This window comes from Aeoliella fuhlenseeensis (assembly GCF_052161615.1).
Taxonomy (GTDB): Bacteria; Planctomycetota; Planctomycetia; order Pirellulales; family Lacipirellulaceae; genus Aeoliella.
Genome location: NZ_CP197417.1, coordinates 5,802,327 through 5,820,210 on the forward strand (window position 1 = coordinate 5,802,327; position 17,884 = coordinate 5,820,210).

At 54.6% G+C, this 17,884-nt stretch carries 14 protein-coding genes; 9 read left to right on the plus strand and 5 right to left on the minus strand.

Annotated elements, in window-relative coordinates; genetic code table 11:
- Position 1: 1 nt before the first annotated feature.
- The 5 genes from mobF (at position 2) to SH292x_RS22885 (ending at position 10,448) form a co-directional block, all read left to right on the plus strand.
- On the plus strand, positions 2–3,598 hold the full coding sequence (gene mobF, locus SH292x_RS22865; protein WP_442483341.1) for a MobF family relaxase: 3,597 nt from the start codon (positions 2–4) through the stop codon (positions 3,596–3,598).
- Positions 3,555–6,992, plus strand: a complete 3,438-nt coding sequence (locus SH292x_RS22870) for a type IV secretion system DNA-binding domain-containing protein (protein ID WP_442483342.1) — start codon at positions 3,555–3,557, stop codon at positions 6,990–6,992. The genes mobF and SH292x_RS22870 overlap by 44 nt, the downstream gene beginning before the upstream one ends.
- A gap of 693 nt (positions 6,993–7,685) precedes the next feature.
- Complete coding sequence (locus SH292x_RS22875; RefSeq protein WP_442483343.1) at positions 7,686–8,513, plus strand: ArdC family protein; 828 nt, start codon at positions 7,686–7,688, stop codon at positions 8,511–8,513.
- 321 nt (positions 8,514–8,834) lie between these two features.
- Positions 8,835–9,464 carry a JAB domain-containing protein gene (locus tag SH292x_RS22880; protein WP_442483344.1) on the plus strand — a complete coding sequence of 210 codons (630 nt, stop codon included), beginning with the start codon at positions 8,835–8,837 and terminating at the stop codon, positions 9,462–9,464.
- 141 nt (positions 9,465–9,605) lie between these two features.
- Complete coding sequence (locus tag SH292x_RS22885; RefSeq protein WP_442483345.1) at positions 9,606–10,448, plus strand: type IV secretion system DNA-binding domain-containing protein; 843 nt, start codon at positions 9,606–9,608, stop codon at positions 10,446–10,448.
- A gap of 20 nt (positions 10,449–10,468) precedes the next feature.
- Here the strand turns inward: SH292x_RS22885 and SH292x_RS22890 are convergent, their stop codons facing one another.
- Complete coding sequence (locus SH292x_RS22890) at positions 10,469–11,536, minus strand: tyrosine-type recombinase/integrase (protein WP_442483346.1); 1,068 nt, start codon at positions 11,534–11,536, stop codon at positions 10,469–10,471.
- 278 nt (positions 11,537–11,814) lie between these two features.
- Here SH292x_RS22890 and SH292x_RS22895 point away from each other — a divergent pair, with 278 nt between their 5' ends.
- Positions 11,815–13,098 (plus strand): hypothetical protein, encoded by a 1,284-nt coding sequence (locus SH292x_RS22895; protein WP_442483347.1) that lies wholly within the window; start codon positions 11,815–11,817, stop codon positions 13,096–13,098.
- 135 nt (positions 13,099–13,233) lie between these two features.
- Positions 13,234–13,578, plus strand: coding sequence for a hypothetical protein (locus tag SH292x_RS22900; protein ID WP_442483348.1), 345 nt, complete (start codon positions 13,234–13,236; stop codon positions 13,576–13,578).
- Positions 13,579–13,593: 15 nt separating this feature from the next.
- Here SH292x_RS22900 and SH292x_RS22905 read toward each other — a convergent pair whose 3' ends face one another.
- The 4 genes from SH292x_RS22905 to SH292x_RS22920 all read right to left on the minus strand — a co-directional run bounded on the left by SH292x_RS22905 (position 13,594) and on the right by SH292x_RS22920 (position 16,659).
- Positions 13,594–14,307 carry a hypothetical protein gene (locus SH292x_RS22905; RefSeq protein ID WP_442483349.1) on the minus strand — a complete coding sequence of 238 codons (714 nt, stop codon included), beginning with the start codon at positions 14,305–14,307 and terminating at the stop codon, positions 13,594–13,596.
- A 301-nt stretch (positions 14,308–14,608) separates the two neighbouring features.
- Positions 14,609–15,592, minus strand: coding sequence for a DUF3644 domain-containing protein (locus SH292x_RS22910; protein ID WP_442483350.1), 984 nt, complete (start codon positions 15,590–15,592; stop codon positions 14,609–14,611).
- Between the two features lie 332 nt (positions 15,593–15,924).
- Positions 15,925–16,278, minus strand: a complete 354-nt coding sequence (locus tag SH292x_RS22915) for a CHC2 zinc finger domain-containing protein (protein ID WP_442483351.1) — start codon at positions 16,276–16,278, stop codon at positions 15,925–15,927.
- 141 nt (positions 16,279–16,419) lie between these two features.
- Complete coding sequence (locus SH292x_RS22920) at positions 16,420–16,659, minus strand: hypothetical protein (protein WP_442483352.1); 240 nt, start codon at positions 16,657–16,659, stop codon at positions 16,420–16,422.
- Between the two features lie 632 nt (positions 16,660–17,291).
- On the opposite strand from SH292x_RS22920, the gene SH292x_RS22925 reads away from it, so the two are divergent.
- Positions 17,292–17,474 carry a hypothetical protein gene (locus SH292x_RS22925; RefSeq protein WP_442483353.1) on the plus strand — a complete coding sequence of 61 codons (183 nt, stop codon included), beginning with the start codon at positions 17,292–17,294 and terminating at the stop codon, positions 17,472–17,474.
- Positions 17,475–17,684: 210 nt separating this feature from the next.
- A complete protein-coding gene (locus tag SH292x_RS22930; RefSeq protein WP_442483354.1) occupies positions 17,685–17,882 on the plus strand; it encodes a helix-turn-helix domain-containing protein in 198 nt (65 codons plus the stop codon).
- Positions 17,883–17,884 lie beyond the last annotated feature (2 nt).

Consider the following 17,884-nt stretch of genomic DNA (forward strand, 5'->3'; position numbering starts at 1 on the left):
GATGGAGATTGAAGTGCTCTCAGTCAGTGCATGCAGGAACCCCGACTACTACTTAGAGGTAGACCACGCCCTTTACTACCTGACGGCAGATAGGGCAGGGGTGTGGTACGGTGACGGCGCGAGCTTACTCGACTTTACCGGTGAAGTTCTTGCCGAACAATTGAGAGCGGCCTTTAGTGGCCTTAGTTTTGACGGCTCCACGCGGCACGTCCAGACTCCCAAAGGAAGGAATCGCCAGCCAGCCTGGGACATGACCTTTTCCGCACCGAAATCTGTTTCTGTGCTTTGGTCCGTGCTTGGGGCAGCAGACCGTCACAAGATCGAGGCTTTGCTAATGCAGGCCACAAAGCGGGCTGTCGACTATCTCGATGCGAAGGCCTTATTTACCCGACGCGGCAAAGGAGGCGAAAGAGTTGAACACGCCAAAGGCGTCTACGCTCTTTGTCCCCACGGCACCAGCCGCTCCCAGGACCCACAACTACACATTCACGCCCTTGCTATGAACATGTGCGTTCGAGAAGACGGGACAACCGGTACCATCCGAAGTAAGGATATCTATCTTCACAAGATGGTAGCGGGGGCTCTCTTTCGCTTAGAGCTCGCAAGTCTTCTTTCCAAAGAGCTGGGCCTCAAAATTAAAGCCGACGAATGGAGCTTCAAGCTAAGCGGAGTACCACAGAGCCTTTGCGACGAGCAAAGCAAGCGACGCCAAGTCATCGAGCAGATCGCTAAAGAGGAAGGATGGGAGAGCCCTCAACTTATGGCCGAACTCGCCATCAAGACTCGCTCGGCCAAGGGTGTGGTATCTATGCCCGAATGTACCAGAGAATGGCTTGAAGCAGGTGAGAAGCATGGCTTCGGAAGGCAACAAGCAGAGCAGCTTCTTGACGCCGCGATGGACTCCGTCAGTTCAGGGCTCGCGACCCGTCTTACGAGCGACGCTCGTGATAAGCTGCTGCGTGAGGCCCTCAGTAATAGCATCGAGTCCCTTTCAAGCAGCCAGTCTTACTTTTCAGAAAGAGAATTGCTTCAGAAAGTAGCCGTGTCCCTGCAGGCGAGCGAGCTAGATGCGACCGACGTCATCGAGGCGGTCGAAGACGCGCTGGATGGCTTTCAACATAGAGTCGAGCTTACCGGACAAGACTATCGCTACTACGCAACTGAAGAAACACTAGCTTCTGAGCGGGAGTTACTGACCATCGCCGAAAAAGGCCGCCGCAAAGGCTCTCATCCCGTGAGTGACAAGGTCCTTGCTAAAGCCAAGAAAACCGTTGAAGAACGCTTGAGCAAGCAAATCGGCGTTGCCGCCTCACTCACCTTCGACCAGGACACGGCCCTCATCCACGCCACCCAGGAGCCTGGCAGCATAAAGCCCATCCAAGGGTACGCCGGTACCGGGAAGACTCAGATGCTTGAAGCGGCAAACCTCGCCTGGCAGCAGTCCGGCTATGAGGTTCTTGGAACCGCCCTATCCGGTAAAGCAGCAGCGGGCCTTGAATCGGCTAGCGGCATGCGTAGCGTCACTCTAAGTAAGCTCATGTTATCACTACTACCAGAGCTGACGCGTGATGAACTGCGGAAGTGCTTTCCAGAAAGTGCCGCTACTACCTCGCAAGGGGCCTACTATGAGGGCTATCGAACGAAAGCATGGATGAAGAATCCGCTAGGAGAAGCCCTTAAGCAAATGGAAAGGGATTACAAGAAGCGCAACGCTATCCCAAGCTACTCGCTCACCGAGAAGTCTATCCTCGTTGTCGATGAGGCAGGGATGGTGCCGACCAAGCTGATGCTCCGAATAATGCAACAGTGCGACAAGGTTGGTGCCAAACTGATACTCATTGGCGACTCGCTCCAATTGCCGCCTATCGAAGCGGGCGGACCCTTTGTGTCGCTCTGCGATCGACTGGGTTGCCAGTATCTCACGACCGTCGTTCGCCAACGACAGGAATGGATGCGAAATGCGACTTACGCTTTAATTCAGAATGAACCGCGTCTCGCGCTCGACCTGTACGCGGCTAATGATTCTTTGCGGCTGGAAAAGAGCCACAAAGCCGCCATCTCTCACCTAATCGCGGACTACGGCAAGCTCAGTGCTGCGGACTTCAATACGTCGCTCGCATTAACTTCCACGCGAGCAGAAGCGGCACAAATCAATGCTGGGTTGCAGCAACGCCGACTAGCAGCAGGTCAGCTTAAAGGAAAGACTGCTTCGCTCAAGAATGGAGAACGCATTCACCTCAATGATCGCATCCTGTTTACCCGCAACGACTACCGACTCGGTCTCCGAAACGGAATGCTTGGCACCGTCGCCAGCATTCACCAGCCGCAATGGAGGGGTGAGTCCGTGAGGGTGGAAGTGAAGCTGGACGCGCCAACTCTCCCACAAGGGTCAAGCAAGAAGGTGGATGCTATCGTCGTCGACCTCGATAAGTATTCCAGCCTTCAGCTTGGTTACGCCGTTACAACACACAAGGCACAAGGAGCGACCGTCAAGTCGAGTTACGTACTCCTGGGTGAGTCGATGCTCAATAAGGAGATGGCGTTCACACAGCTTACGCGAGCTTCGCACAGCACCGTTATCTATTCCGCAGAAGCCCAGCTTGGTAACAGTTTGGAGAGCCTGGCCAGTCGCCTCTCATACTCGTCCTCTAAGGATCTGGCCAACGATCATAAGATTGTCATTCAATCAGAAGCCCGGATCGAGAAACGGCAAGTCTTGTTGCAAGAAACGCTCTCTCGATTAGCCAGTGGCACGAGCAAAGAGCTTGTCTCTCCCACGGCTTACCTTGCTGATGCGCGCTTTGCAACCAATCAGACGGGTGCTCTCTGGTTGTTAATCGCCGAGTACAGCAAGCTAGTTAACGCAGACTTCAGCAAGACCATCGCTGTCGTTAGCAATGCCAATGAAGCCAGACGCGTTAACAACGGCGTGCAGGAGCATCGCAAGGCTGCTCAGCAACTCAGCGTCGACTCGGTAGAGATTCGACAGGGAGAACGAGTCCATCGAGGAGACCGGATCCTCATCACCACCAACAACGACCAGGGTGTACCAACAACGCAGATTGGAACAGCGCTTGATTTGCCAGACGTCCCCTTCAACGCCGTGATGAAGCCCGGCGGCGAGGTCGCCTACTCTGCAAACCCGCCTTGGCTAACGGTCGAGCTCGACCCTAAAGAGCGGGCTGGTCAATCAGCTGAACCCAAGGAACGCATCCTCATTTCCGGACGAGACTTCGACAAGCTTCAACTCGGCTATGCGGCCACCGCGGATAGGCTCAAGGACATCAAGATTGAATCGTCGCTGGTCCTCCTGCCAGAGCAGAGGGGTGAACCGCACGAGATCGCCATCCAATTAACACGCGCCACCAAGGATGTGTCGCTCTTTGGGGAGCAATCCCACTATGGCCCGATCCTCGACGCAGGACGCGGAAAGGAAGCCTTTGAGAGATCTTTTGAGGCTCCCAAGCCCGAGGGCCCTCAAGAACGCTCGCAGACCTTACTCGATCGCTATAGGCAGGTTTTGGAAGAACAACAACGTGCAGGAATGGAACAAAATGAACAATCCCAGCTCTCAAGACAGCAATCTTTCCACCTCTAGTCAAAGCGACGAGGTAGAAGTTCGAAAAGAGCAGCGAGCCCTCGCTTTGCTGCCGAAGTCCTATTCGTTTGAGTTGACGGATACGTTTCGCGAGGCGTTTGCTAGCGAGAAGTCTGCCGTCGCCCTTCCATCATCGCACCGTGTTGCAATGTGGCGAAAGTACATTGGTGACGATGCTCAAGTCCATGAGAACCGAATGGTCGAGGAGTATAACCTTAGGCTCGGAGCCGAGTACGAACTAGCGGTGCGGAACGTCCAGAAGAACAACCGTAAGCTCCAGAAGCTGAACGAGGATGCACTTTGCAAGTACCAAGAACGCGTTACGGAGTTCAACGCGGCACACGCTGCGTGGGAACAAGAAATGGAACTAGAACAGGAGCGACTGGACCTTCAACTCCACGAACATTATAGGAATAAATCCATTCTTGCCCTGCATCAGCAGCGGGAAATGGTTAACCTCGCGGTCGATAACATTGCTAAGGTGGCGCTGTGGGAAAGGAAGGTCTCTCGCGCGATGAAGGCATCGCGTTGGCTTCTCATCTTTAGCGTAGCGTGTCTCTTTACGGGGACGTACCCAGGAATATGGATGAGTGGCGTATTAAGCTCTCTTTCTTTTTGGACACGTCGACGGGCGAATCGTGAGGGAAGAGACACCCTCGTTCAACAGCTTAACCACTATGAGTACTTCTCAAGTCCGTACCGCGATAGGCGGCGTGCCCGAAAAGCAGGCGTAGACGGCCACGTTATATTTCATATATGCGAGCCTGACGCCACGTACAAATGCCCCAACTTGTGCATCACATCACGTGACCTTTACGTCCATACTCCTCTACACGTTGCAGGGAAGTACGAGTGGGACGATCGTATCCCGGGTAGGCATGTTCAAGAACGCGCTCCGCTTGGGCACTACACCACAGACGAGTTTGACGACCCAGAGACTCGAAAAGTTCCCGTGGGTTTATACTTGGTATTCGGTGTGCCTTTATTCGGAGCGTTATTGAACACGTTACATTCCCGGTTTGACGACGCCCTTATTGCACGAAAAGCGTCGATGCTAAAACTATCCATCTACGACCATCGATGGAAGAAACACAATCCACCCCCAGAGTCTTTGAACACCTTCTTATCGTGGTGGGAGAATGTATGCGACCATACTTCAGTTGCGAGGCGCATGGCAGCCTTGCCCGAGCCCAAGCCTCCCGCCGAGCCGCTGCGTCATCCTCTGATGGCAATGCCACCTTTGCCTCAGTTTAAAACGCCCAGAGAAATAATGCCGCCAGATAGCTGCTTCGACACCACCGAAATGGGTGACATCGAGCACGTCTTCAAAGGATCACAAGTCTACGGAATTGAGCAGGTGACGACGCTTGCAAGGGCTCATCTGTTTGCAGGCGATAAGGTCCGTCCGCACTTTCAGTTTGGTGGGGTGCCGTTTGCAACAACTGGCAACTCGCCCCATATGTTGGTTGTCGGAACGACAGGGTCAGGGAAGACGACAACGTTGCTTCGATTAATGTCATCGCTCTTGCCGCTCTCGAACGCTCAAGCCACAAGATTGGCAGAGCACTTATCGAGCGGCACGGCACCGTATCCCGAATCAAGCCATCAATGGAGCCGAAGTCAAATGCATCAAGCCGTCGTCTACAACGCGAAAAGCGAGTACCTCAAGTATCTCGAAGCCTTTGGGTTTGACAGCGATGTCGATCTCTTCAACCTCGACCCGGCTGACCCAAACGGCTACGCTTGGGACGTTGCTGCCGACATCAACGACTACGAGAGCATCCAAAAGTTCTCCGAACAACTGATTCCAAAGAGTACGGCAGCCTCCCAGGACAAGAACCAGGAGTTCTGGAATGGCACTGCTCGGACTGTTCTGGAGGCGATCATCGTCTCCTTTAGAAACGCCGCCCGCCACGCTGGAGAAGAGCCCTCGTGGACACTGCGAGACCTCGTAACTGCCGTGGCGTCCGACGACTCTATCAAGCATATTCTTAGATGGCACGATACACCCGTACAAAAACTCCACGAGTGCTTCGGTCTAGCAGACACACAAACATCGAGCGTCATGATGACCCTCCGGAATTGTCTCAGTGAATTTCGCCTGGTCGCTAATCGCTGGTATGACGCTCGAAATCGCGGACGAGCAATCAGCCTGAAGAAATGGTGCTTGGAGGGGGGGCACAGCGTCCTCGTGCTCCCCAACACGCTAGAACTCGTCGCTTCCTATGCACCGCTCAACAAAGCCTTGGTTAAGGCTCTCACAGGGCTCTGGCTAGATGACACGTACTCCATTTACATCGATGAAAATGGAAAACGACAGAAGAGACACCGGCATCTGTTTATCGACGAGTTTGGCCAAGCTGGCCAGTTTGATGAACTTGAACGACTAATGGCCGAAGGTCGCTCTTATGGCGTCAATGTTGTGCTTGGACTTCAGCAACTTTCTCAGGTAAGAAAAGCCTACGGCGAAGACGGGTCTGAAACCATCATCGGCCTTTGCTCGTATTTGGCGTGCCTTAAGTCGAACGATACAAGAACGCGAAAGTGGATGAGCGAACACATCGGAAACTGCCTGCGTTCTTACGAAAAAGCTACGTTTACCTACTCAACGAGCAAAGGGATAACGAATACGACCTCCGAAAATCGTACGGATGGTCAATCCGAAGGCAGTAGTAGATCACTTAACGCGAGCAGCTCGAAAGGAACATCCGACACCGTTGGCTCTTCTGTCTCCAATTCAATTGCCAATCAGCAAAGCACCACATCGGCTTCTAGACCCGGAGAGCGAGGCTCGGTCACAACCGGTACTACGGTGACCCATGGTTTAGCGGATAATAGTTCTCACTCGAACAATGAGTCTACAAGCGAGGGGACGACTACCGGCTCGTCGCATCAAAGGAACACCAGCACTTCGAAAGGTACAAGCGAAGCTGTCAATAACACAACGAATCAGGGCACTTCAACTACCACGGAGCTTCGCGGGGAACCCGCCGTCGAAGCGGATGAGTTCGGCAACTTTCCGGACCCGGAAACGACCGGCAAATGCGAAGGCATTTACCTAACGCCTACGCTGCCGGTCTTCAGAACAACGCTGCGGATGGCACAGATGCAACCGGAGTTCGAGTTCCCTGAGAAGTTGGACCGACCGAAGGTCAGGCGAAACGACGAACAGGATCAGGCGGTCAGCAGGTCGATAGAATGGGGTCCAGAAGATCTGCAAAGGCTGTTCCTGGATAAGCCTCACACGCTGCCCGAGATTCGGCACATGCTCATACTTCCCGCCGCATCACCCGTCGAGAAGGAGCGAACAAGCAGGGTGGCTGACCAGCAGTTGATTCAACATCAGGCTGCCCCCGATGACTACGGAACGCCACTCGCAGACTTCGATTTCTAAAAAGGTGTGCCAAACGGCAGACACATGCGATAATAGCAGCTTGTTTCCAAGTAGACGGGCCGCGAGAAGCGAAATGCCCGCCTGAAGCATGCTTCAGGACGTGACTACGCGGAAATGTCCGTGCGATTACATCCTCCCGGCAGCGTTTCTACTTCGAGTCATCGCACCATGCGGTGGTACCTTCATCGCCATAGTTTCAGTTCCATTGAGGGGGAGAACCAGCAGGATAGCCGAAGCGGCAAGCTGTGCATGCTGGAACATTAACTAATACCCAGCGGGAGAGAATCAACTGTGGCCCGGGAGAAGAAGCGATTCTCGCCGTGGACTTTCTTTATTTGAGTAGTATCAACTTCTGCGCTATTCTCTGCTGTCCTGAAACGTCAGGACGTCATCTGGGTAGAAGTTCTCAAACCGTGCCACGTTCTCGTGGACGAGCTGCTCACGCGGCTTGCATGCGAGACCGGTGGCGTGCATTCCACGGTTTTGTTTTTGCCTAGCCCCGTTGGCTGGCTTTCTATGGCATTCTTGCCGCCCCGCCCGCGGATACGAAGTCGCACAGTTCGCCTGGTCTTCGAGCCAAGCCTTTGCTGCTTCCCTTGTATCTCAGGCGGAGTTCATCCCGAGGAGAGCGTTTATTCGCCACCCACAAGTAAGCGAACAAACGCTCTGCTGACTATTTGAAAGAAGTGAACCATGGATCGTGAAGAAGCAATGGAGGTCACAGACCGAGGTCTGGAAGAACTCATCGCAGCCTTGGAGCAAGGAAAGAGCGAGCGGCTCTTGGAGCATCTCGCTTTCCAAGCAAAGTTCCATCAATACAGTTTTGGAAACTGCTTGCTCATCGCCATCCAGAAGCCCGATGCGACTTGCGTTGCGGGCTTTAGTCGCTGGAAGCAGCTTGGCCGCTTTGTCAAGAAAGGGGAGAAGGGGATTCTCATTCTCGCTCCGATGGTCGGCCGGAAAAAAGCCGAAGACCAAGGGGACGAGGAAGACTCTGAGCGAAACGTCTTTGGGTTTCGAGCCGTGTACGTCTTTGACGTTTCACAGACCGAAGGCCAAGATCTCCCAGAGTTCGCTCAGATTGCTGGCGAACCTGGCGAACGGCTGTCGAGATTGAAGGAATATGTCGCGGAGCGTGGCATCGACCTTCGATACGAAGTATCCCTTGGCGGAGCCGAGGGAGTTTCCCAGGGAGGGAAGATTGCCCTGCGACTCGGACTCTCGCCAGCGGAGGAGTTCGCCGTCCTGGTGCACGAGCTTGGACACGAACTCTTGCATCGCACGGAGCGTCGCAAAGAGACGACGCGACGCGTACGGGAGCTTGAAGCCGAAGCCGTCTCGTATGTCGTTTCGAAGGCAGCGGGGCTTGAGGGCCTAGCTCGTTCGAACGACTACATTCAGCTTTATACGGGCGACAAGCAACTGCTGCTAGCGTCGCTCTCCCACATCCAACGTGTGGCGAGCGAGATCATTTCCGCCCTCATGAGCAGCACCGCTGCAACCGAGTGCCAAATGGCCTGACTGCATCCGTAGGCAAGTGAGGTTCTCAACTTAGGTTTTGATTTGAGGTCGGTTTTTTAGCACGCCATCGGCCTCATTCGCAGCCTTTCTCATGGCCACGTGTGTAAGCACGCATTTCCAGGTAGCGAGCTCACTGATTCTTAGCCCCCTGAATGTGTAATTCAGGCGAGACTAGGCGGAGAAGCACTTGTTCTGCATCCTCCCGCGGTTCATTTCTTCAGTCGTCCAGGAATAGGCCGTCCGCTGTTGGCGTCAAGGACTACTCGCTTCGCTTGCGTTCCTCCTTGACCCCCACAGCTTAGTCCGGCCCCTGTCTCCTCCATGAAGAAATTAACTATGGAGGATTTACACATGAAAAGTATTCGCAAACAAAGTTCTGCTCGGCACTCAGCGGCTCAACACCGGGAGGCCCTGTCGCAGGAGATCGCAGCCATTCGCAGCGAGCTTTCTGATATCACCGCGACCCTTCGCCGAACGCCAAGCTGCAGCGCTCCGTACCAGACGCGGTACCTATCAGAATCTGAGGCTGCGCAGTACGAACCTGTATCAACAACACTCTCAAACGCAAAAGATACCATTCGGTTTTGCCAAGAACACTTTCAATCGCTTATTCACCGTGGCATACAAGAAGAGATGCACGTTCTCACGCTTAACGGAAACAACCGCGTGATTCGGAGCCACCAGGTCACCGTTGGCCTCCTCAACACCACGCAGGTTCATGCCCGAGAGATATTTCGGCCCGCCATCCTTGATGCCGCCGCGAGTATCATGCTTGTGCATAACCATCCGTCAGGAAATCCTAAACCTAGCCCGGAAGACTTAAAGGTCACAGAGAACATCGAAGCAGCAGGAAAGCTTATCGGCATCAAGCTGCTTGACCATATCGTGGTCGCAAGGGATGGGTGCACCAGTGTCATTGAATTCCGCGAGATTCGGCCTCTAATAGGCTAGTAGCTGAAATACGGCCGCCAGATGTGCGTCCTAACGCCCTGAAGCGAGTAGGTGCGACCCCAAACACCTGGCCAAGAGCAGGTCTTCAAATCGCGTCCAAAGCGTCGGCTGGCTAGGCGTTGCCTCTGCACGACTGCTAGGATGTGCTGTTGTTTTGCCTCACTTTGCTCTGGTATCCGTGTCATGAATTCACAAGCCGTGGTCTACAATGTGAAATGCGATAAAATCCCGCTACTAGCGTCTATGGGCTTCGACCTAGAAAACGATATCCTAAGTCTCGACCCGTCTGACCCGACCTGCTACGCGTGGGACATTGCTGCTGACATCAACGACTACTCAAGCATTGAGAAGTTCGCTGGCGAGGTGGTATCCGCATCGCGTATCGCAGAGAAAAACCCAAATGCTCGTTTCTGGGAGGAAATGGTCCGCGGCCTTTTCAGCGCCGTTATAATTTCGCTCCGAAATCGGGCCCTCGCCAGTGGTGAGGAGCCGACATGGACGCTTCGTGATCTGATCCGAGCCCTCGCAACTCCCGAATCGATCGCCGACATCCTAGAGCACCACGACAAGGGCGAACGCGTCCGTACTCTGTTCGTCGATGGTCTTTCGGATGCGATGAGTAGGAGCATGCTTATGACCGCTCAATTATCCATCCAAAGGCTTGCAGTGGTGGAAGAACTCTGGTCGGCGGCAAATGAAGGGGGACGCACCATCAGCGTGAGAAACTGGCTAGATAGCTGTGAGCGTTCCGTTCTTGTACTGCCGCAAGAGAACGTGGAGATAGCCTACAGGCCGCTAAATAGGGCTCTTCTAGAGGTCCTCACCCGCCTCCTTTTCGAGGAGACTAACGATCGGCCCCGAAATCGATACTTCTTCCTAGAAGACGTTGGCCAGGCAGATCGGTTCGACGGGTTTGAACAACTTATGGCGTATGGTCGCTCGCGTGCAATCACCGCCGTACTCGACACCGCATCCAAGCAGTGAGCAAAACCGGAGACTATTGGCTAGATCGGCACGTCGTGACTGGCCGACTCCTTTGTCGTCCTTCTTCGCTTGTCATAGACCTGCGTTGTCGTGACGTGGCGGTGCCCCAGTAGCTCCTGGACTTTTCGAATATCGACAGACGCTTCGAGCAGGAGCGTGGCGGTTGTCGCCCGTAGCGAGTGCGGTGAGTACAGGCACCGCCTCCGGCCGTTCTCTTCAGTTCGCATCGAACCAGACAGCTGCTGTAAGTATTTCATGATGAGCATGTACATCGCCGTCTCAGTCATGTGTCGACTGGCAAGACTTCGGCTGCGAGGTCCACTCCGCGGTCGGAAGAGGGGCCCTGATTCAATTCCGGCTTTCTTGCAGTACTCGCCGATCGCTTCGGCCGCCGCGAAGTGAATTCCAATCGTACGACGCTTGTCGCCCTTCTCTGCCACCCGTATGGTGGCCTCATCACCTTCAACGTGAAAGTCTTGCACGCGAACGCGGCACACGGTACCGAGTCGAACGCCAGCGTAAAGGCAGAACCTCAAGATCGCTCGATCGCGGAACGCGATGAGATCGTCACCCTGAGGCAGTCCCATCAGCTGCCTGGCCCGCGTGGCGGTAAGGGCTTTGGTCTCGTCGACCGGATCCTGAGATGCTCGGCCGATGAACTGGGCGTGGGCGGGGTTTGGTACGACGATCGGGAGCCGCATCTCGGCCGCGACGGCTTGGAGGTACTTGTAGAAGCTCGAAACGGATGAAATCCGACGAATGATGGTTTTGGGTGCCAAGCCAGCCTTTTCGAGGCTATCCCGCCAGTTCATGACATCGGCCACCGAGACCGCCAGCATTTCAGTTGATTCCTTGGGCCAATCAAGCTTCAGATACGTGATCAGGGCTTCGACATCCTGGCGGTAGGCACGCTGCGTATGCGGGCTCGGCCGTCGCTTGACCCAGGCTTCAAAGATCGCCCCGACGGAGAAGTAAAACCGCTCGACGCGGCGTTCCATTGCTTTGGTCGATTGGCCAGCAAGGATTGGCGGCATGCGGTCCGGGTCGAGCTCAGCACCAGGGACAATGAGCGATCCTGCGTCAATCATCTGTGCCATCTCCTTTTGCTCATCCGCCATAACTTCGTCCGCTTCATGTCATCCCAGCCCGGATTTTGCATCCAGATCCTGGGTCCCGGCGTCCAATCTGGGTTCTGAGGGGGCATCCCCTACCCATTTATCGACCCGACGTTGATTACGATAACAGATTTTATCATAAGTAAGCAAGGATCAAAAAAACCGGCAGGGGGCCGCCGCTGAACCGTGCTTTTGACCCGGAGCAACCCTGAGTGCTATCTTGTCGCTTACACCAACCGATGGGCACCGCCATGAGTAACCACATTATTGACCAGGTCGTCCGCGCGACAGACGGCGAACTTATTTCTGCACTCGTGGATATTGCCTCGTCACCCGCGGCAGGTGACTACGTGACCAAAATACGTCTCACTCCTAACGAAGGTGAGGCAATAGAGTTTGGCCGTAGCGAGTGGAACTCAGAGCAACTACGCGAACTTTCTACCAAGCGAAGCAGAGTCATTAGGATTGGGCAGCTTCTTGTATCTGGTGACCAAGCCCTGCTTGACGTTCGCCGCGATCTTCGTAACCAGGATAACAAAAGCCAGCTCTTTGACACGCTCAATCTCTATCAGCAGCACTGTCCCGGCAACGCGAATGCCTTCATCAACTTCGCGGATGTGGCCCAATCCCGCCTTCGATCCAGCACTTCTGCCGACATTGGCTCGCTACTGGGGCCCGACGTTCAGAAGCACTTTGAGGCTCGTGAGCACGCCCTAAACAGGCTCGAATCTCTGGTTATTGAGCAAAACAAGCAGCTGGATGAGCAGCGAATGCAGTTGGATGCTCAATATACAGAACGTGTCACCGCGCTCGAAGAAAGACACGATGCCCGACTTAAGGAACTTGAAGCCGATTATAACACACGACAGGCCCAGCTCGACGAACAGGAGAATACACTTGCTGCTCGCACAAAAGCGATCGACGACCGGGCAGCAACTCATGCACGTCGCGATGATCGGAAGGAGCTGCTGAAAGCACTCACAGAAGAGAATCGCCTAGCGCTGAGCTCGGAAACTTCTTCAAGACGTCTTGCGGTATGCATTGCTTACCTTAGTCTGCTGGTATTCTTCGCCGCGATAACGATAGTTTTGTTCTACCAAGCGGGGACCAACGATTGGGTTCTGATTGCGTCGCGTTCTGGTGCAACTATCGGCACTATCGTGACAGCGGGGTTCTTCATCAGGTGGCTGAATCTATTTGCAACAAAGTCGGCGGCCGAAGATTTTAAACTTAAGCAACTGCAATTAGATGTTCAGCGTGCCAGCTGGCTCGTTGAACTCTATTTTGAATCCCTTACGGCCGGTGGCAACGCGGAACTTCCGGACGAACTATTAAGTCGGCTCAGCAGAAATCTTTTCTCTTCAGAAGAGCCGGAGCATGAAGCTGTTACAGCTACTGATGCATTAGCATCAGCTCTCCTTAATTCCGCCGGTAAGCTCCGCCTAAACATTGCGGGCAATGAGGTCGAGTTCTCAAGGGGCGATCTCCGGAAGCTACTTAGGCAAAAGATCGTGTCGACAGAACACGACGGCTGATCGCATGCAGTTATTTGCCACGCAAATAGTAAAGTAGTAAACTGATTACCAAACCGCCGCCACTCGCGGAAAAGGATAGTTAGCGTCATGGCTGTTCACCCGTTTTCCGATGAACTGAGAACTCTCGCCTTCCGCATGAGAGCACTCGAAGACCAGATAGCCGCCGGGGAAGAGTATCTTCACCGGGCGGACCTGTTCTACAACAGGCGTTCTGATGACAATCCTCCTCGCCCCTTCCCATGGGACCACTGGGAGCAATGGGCTCGCGAAGATGGCCTGTCTGCTACGCTCGCTGAATTGGGGGCAGCAGTTATCTGTGCTGCTCACATCGATGATTGGACGGATCAGCTCCGGGCTGAATGTGGTTGGCACGATGCCGGTCGCGGCATGATTGGCCTCGCCCAGCAGGATCCGGAGCGGGCTCGCGTTCGGTGGAGCTACTTGCTCGAATCGAAAGGCGACTTCCACGCGACCGAATAACCCGCTCGGGTAGATTTACTTGGCAACCGCAGCCGCTTGAAGAAAGTATTCTCGTGGCATGCCACGAGCATTCGGATGCTTTAGAACCACGTAGGTCGTCCTGCCGAGTCGCCCCCGCCAGTAGCCATCCTCTACTGCTGTGAGACCCACTCCCGCAACTTCTTGCCAAGCGTCCAACAACCCACCACTTGTCCCATAAAAGAAGACCCTCTGGGGTTGGTACCGCTCAATCGCCGCTCGCAGCAGAGCAATCCGCTTCGGCCGAACGGCACGGTGGTAGGACTGAAGGTCCGACAAGTAAGGCAACGTGTCCGATAACCCGTCGTAAAACCAGCTTCCGATTGTCGGTTTGGGAAGTGGCATCAGCTCGGTAAGAAGTGTGGTTCCATCACGTCGCCCCAGCTGATGACGCTGGTACTCGCGGATGGCCTTGGAATCTGGCGTCTGTCCGTCCAGAACTAGGGCGATTTCAATGAGCCGCCGCCACGTAAATTGGGGCCTGGCATTCTCCGTAAAGTGCTCTGTAACGCCCAGAAGCCGGTGGAAATCGTAAAGGTCCACAACCGGCTCTTCACCCAGCTCACGCCATACACTCACTCGCCGCATTAGGTCGTCAACGCTCTTGGCACCTGCTTCTTCAGGACCAACGAACCAGGTTGTCGACGCATCGGCTCCGTAACCAATAAACGTCTCGATAAATGCCGGCAGGTCGATTGTGAAATTATTCATGCATCTACTATAGCCGAGGTATCGCCAGGCACACAAAAAAGGCCTCGATTCGCATCGTGTGCTTCCTCAGGTGCCCTCGAGTATCCCTGTTACTTACTACCATTAGTGACACATACAGCCCCTCTAATCCTGTGAGCCACTCTCCTTGCTTATCTTCTTGAATCCGACGGCGACTTTCACTGGTGCGACTAGAGACAACTAGAATCTCTATTTCGGCCCACAAAGGGTGCTAATTAATATGCTGCGTGACACACGCTAATGGCGGCTCCGCGTCCATGTCTTTAGTCTGCATCGTTCCGTTCTATTGATTCCGTGTTCGATAATTGGCGATGCTGGTCTCGATCTCGCTTCTCGTCAGGCCACGGACGAACGCAATGAGTTGCGGAGAATACTGTGACGACCCGCCATGTTCTGGTTTCCAATAATATTGAGGGTTATCTTTAATATCGTAATGCCAAACGATGGCTTGAAACGCATACGAAGTAAAGCGAACACCTTTTAGCTCAGGGCCAATTTCTGCCAGCACATGTCTTTGTAGTTTCGGATGGGACTTGTTCGGGTCGACTTTTCGATCAACCAACAAGATCCCTTCGGGCGATTCGGTTTGCACACCAGCTACCACGTCAGCGGACGTGATTTTTTTCGTTGATTGGAGGCTCACTGAAAACACGGTCAGAAAGCGACCGGTGTCGGCACCAGACTTCTCAAGACTCTCGGTTGTTTCAGAGATAAGATGGAGATACGCAGACAGGAATTTGTTATCAGAATTTGCGTTGGATCGCAGAAAGGCAATTGGATCGGGCGGTGCCCGAAACGAAAGTGGCATAAGGCTGAGGTTAACCTCCTCAGCGATGTCCTGATTGAAGCACGCGATAAAGATGTCTCGGAAATTAATAATTGCGGTCTGGGAAAGACCGTACATCAAAACCCCCAATCCCGGTTCATTGTAAAAATGGACCGCGTTGTTTCGGTAGTCAATCAGCGAATTAAGGTTGGCAGCAACGGGGGCATACGGAACAGTCGTTGGAAAAAGCGGCTTTGCAGCGTTTAGTGCGTCACGAAGCGAAAGGGTCAAGTATGGCTTATCCCTTTCCTTGGGGTAGAAGATTCGCACTCTGTTCTTAGAGAGAATCGCCTTAACGCAAAGTTCCCATGCGTTCGCTAGTAGGATGACGAAGCATTCGTCGCGGTACGCAAGCTGTGGTTTGTTGTAGATTTCAAGCGATGCTAGAAGTGCCGACTTTGCGTTATCTCGTAAGCACCGAAACTTGCCAAAAGGATTCATATGCAGAAGCTTATTCTAGAGACAGGACGTATGACGACTTGCTGAGACAAATCATTAGCGTAGTTGTCGAGCCAAGTATCGATCTCAGCCCTATCATCCGCTATGACAGTGGCGAGAAGCGTGTCCGAGAAACCATCGGTTCTGCGAACTGTGGTTCCGCATCGCCGACAATTCTCATGGAAAATGACTGGAGAAGCAGAGCCTATCTACGAAGAAACAAGATAAACCCCTTGAGCTGGGCGGTCTAGGAAGCCCGCGAATTTTACTCTCCAACTCACCTCCCTTGGGGTCATGGAGCTCGGCAGCTATGCATTATTTTGCTTGGCACTTTCTTAACCCAGCCGCGGAATGTCCCGGCCGAGTTTCTGGCAAAGAGCGACAGCAACACGAACGCTCTGTTCCTTCGGCAGCCCAAAATAACAGCCCGCCAGGTCCAATTGATTGCCGCCTGCTTCGCACTTGTGGCACTTCCAGGCGTTCTTGTCGGTGTTCGCGGCGAAGATGGTGCTGGTCGGGGAACTCGACCCATGCACGGGGCAAGGTCCGCGAAGTTCGCTCCCCCGCTCCTTCACCGCCTGCCACTTTAAGAGCTGCAGCACGTCGAGCAGACTCACCTCGGCTTTGAGGGCCACAAAATCAATCGGAGCAAGTCGCGAGGAATTGTGTTGCGAATGGTTCTGCATCATGGGTCTCACGCTATGTGGGCCTCGATTACTAGTCAACTCTTTGAGCCGATATGTCCGGAACCAGAGAAAAGGAGCCCGTCCTCCCCTTCTGCCAGGACATTAAAAGAGGCCCGCCTCGGTGGAGGCGGGCCCCAGGGAGCGTCAGCCAAGAAACGGCTCTTCGCCGCAGCCCGGACAGGCGAGCCGCCGCTGCTGTTCGCGGTAGCGGGCCTCGATGTCCGCCACCGACTCAAGCTTTTGCCAAGGCATTGGCCGCTCGTCATGCGACGTCGAGCTTTCGCCACAACGCGGGCAGCTCTCGACCACTTGGGGCGTGAAGAACTTGGCGTTGCAATGCCGGCAGACATGGTACAGCGAGGGGGTGTTTTTCTGGACTGCCATGATGGGGGTCTCCTTTTGTTGAGGGGAAGCACTGACCGTTCGCAAGAACACCCGGTTAGTGACATCCCCGATCAAGGAGACTGGAGCGAGCGGAGCGGCCGCCTGACGCAAAACCCAGACGAAGCAGCGGCGAGTGACGCGAGACTTGTGAGGGGCACGACGCTGCCGTGCTGGGTGCGTCCGGCGGTCGCGGGAGCGAACGACTCCAAGGCAGTGCCAAAACTCCAGCACGCGAGAATGCCGATTTCAGGGCCAGTTCGTCTCGATGACCTTGTGGTCGCCTGAACGGCTCGAAGCTCGTTAGGAGCCAATCTGTGCGGCCGGTTTCAGACGCACGGTGGCAATCTGGGGCCGCCGCGAAAAGTAGGCAGGAAGGCTCGCCGCCGAGGAGGCGTTTCGCCGTTTCTGACCGTCGCCGAGTCCTCTTGATGAGTCGCCCGTCTCTTCCCGGCTCCCGTTCGTTCGGTATACTGTACTTGAGTATACATTCGGGGCCGCAGGGTAGTCAGGCTTTCGTGGCTGCCGTCTGGTCCGAGGAGAGTCCTGGACATCGCCCTTAGTTCTCCTCGGCACTTGCCGTCGCCCCCAGCCGCGGGTGAGGGGCAGCAGCAACCACCCAGGAGAACCCAACCATGGCCGACCAACCGACGACTCCCGCCGACGCTCAGAACGACACGTCACTCCTTCCCTGTCAGCTCCCGCGGACACCGGCTTCGCAGCAGGACCTTTCCGAAGAGGAGCTGCGGGCTCGCTACTTGGAGCAGCAACGCCGGATGTCTTGCCCCGGGTGTGGTGAGAGCTTCGAGCTGTTCTAGCTCGCCTTCTACCTTCTAGTGACATGCATCACTTCCCCTGCCGCCCTGCGACGCAATTAGGTCGCAGCAGTCGGCCTGTTATCGCTACGAGAACTCCCTGGCTGCATTGAGCACTAATTGACAGCAACTGCTAGCAACGTGGATAATCCGCTGTTTGGGGCTAAGTGCACCACTTAGCCCGGAAATATTCCCCCTCCAGCGGACGGCACCATGCCTACCGACCGAATCCACATTTTCACAATCGACGAGTTGGCAACCTACCTAAAGGTCTCTAAGTCGACGCTTTACAAGTTAGCACAGGAGGGGAAGGTTCCGGGTCAAAAGGTCGGCAAGCACTGGCGGTTTAGGAGAGAAGCGATCGACCACTGGCTAGATCAGCAGTCCGATAAGCCATTCAAGCCGCGATAGGA

Bases quoted from the DNA above. Each gene is read 5' to 3' on its own strand.
- mobF (WP_442483341.1), top strand. From the start codon at position 2: ATGGAGATTGAAGTGCTCTCAGTCAGTGCATGCAGGAACCCCGACTAC.
- SH292x_RS22870 (WP_442483342.1), top strand. From the start codon at position 3,555: ATGAACAATCCCAGCTCTCAAGACAGCAATCTTTCCACCTCTAGTCAA.
- SH292x_RS22875 (WP_442483343.1), top strand. From the start codon at position 7,686: ATGGATCGTGAAGAAGCAATGGAGGTCACAGACCGAGGTCTGGAAGAA.
- SH292x_RS22880 (WP_442483344.1), top strand. From the start codon at position 8,835: ATGAAGAAATTAACTATGGAGGATTTACACATGAAAAGTATTCGCAAA.
- SH292x_RS22885 (WP_442483345.1), top strand. From the start codon at position 9,606: ATGTGCTGTTGTTTTGCCTCACTTTGCTCTGGTATCCGTGTCATGAAT.
- SH292x_RS22890 (WP_442483346.1), bottom strand. From the start codon at position 11,536: ATGATTGACGCAGGATCGCTCATTGTCCCTGGTGCTGAGCTCGACCCG.
- SH292x_RS22895 (WP_442483347.1), top strand. From the start codon at position 11,815: ATGAGTAACCACATTATTGACCAGGTCGTCCGCGCGACAGACGGCGAA.
- SH292x_RS22900 (WP_442483348.1), top strand. From the start codon at position 13,234: ATGAGAGCACTCGAAGACCAGATAGCCGCCGGGGAAGAGTATCTTCAC.
- SH292x_RS22905 (WP_442483349.1), bottom strand. From the start codon at position 14,307: ATGAATAATTTCACAATCGACCTGCCGGCATTTATCGAGACGTTTATT.
- SH292x_RS22910 (WP_442483350.1), bottom strand. From the start codon at position 15,592: ATGAATCCTTTTGGCAAGTTTCGGTGCTTACGAGATAACGCAAAGTCG.
- SH292x_RS22915 (WP_442483351.1), bottom strand. From the start codon at position 16,278: ATGATGCAGAACCATTCGCAACACAATTCCTCGCGACTTGCTCCGATT.
- SH292x_RS22920 (WP_442483352.1), bottom strand. From the start codon at position 16,659: ATGGCAGTCCAGAAAAACACCCCCTCGCTGTACCATGTCTGCCGGCAT.
- SH292x_RS22925 (WP_442483353.1), top strand. From the start codon at position 17,292: ATGGCCGACCAACCGACGACTCCCGCCGACGCTCAGAACGACACGTCA.
- SH292x_RS22930 (WP_442483354.1), top strand. From the start codon at position 17,685: ATGCCTACCGACCGAATCCACATTTTCACAATCGACGAGTTGGCAACC.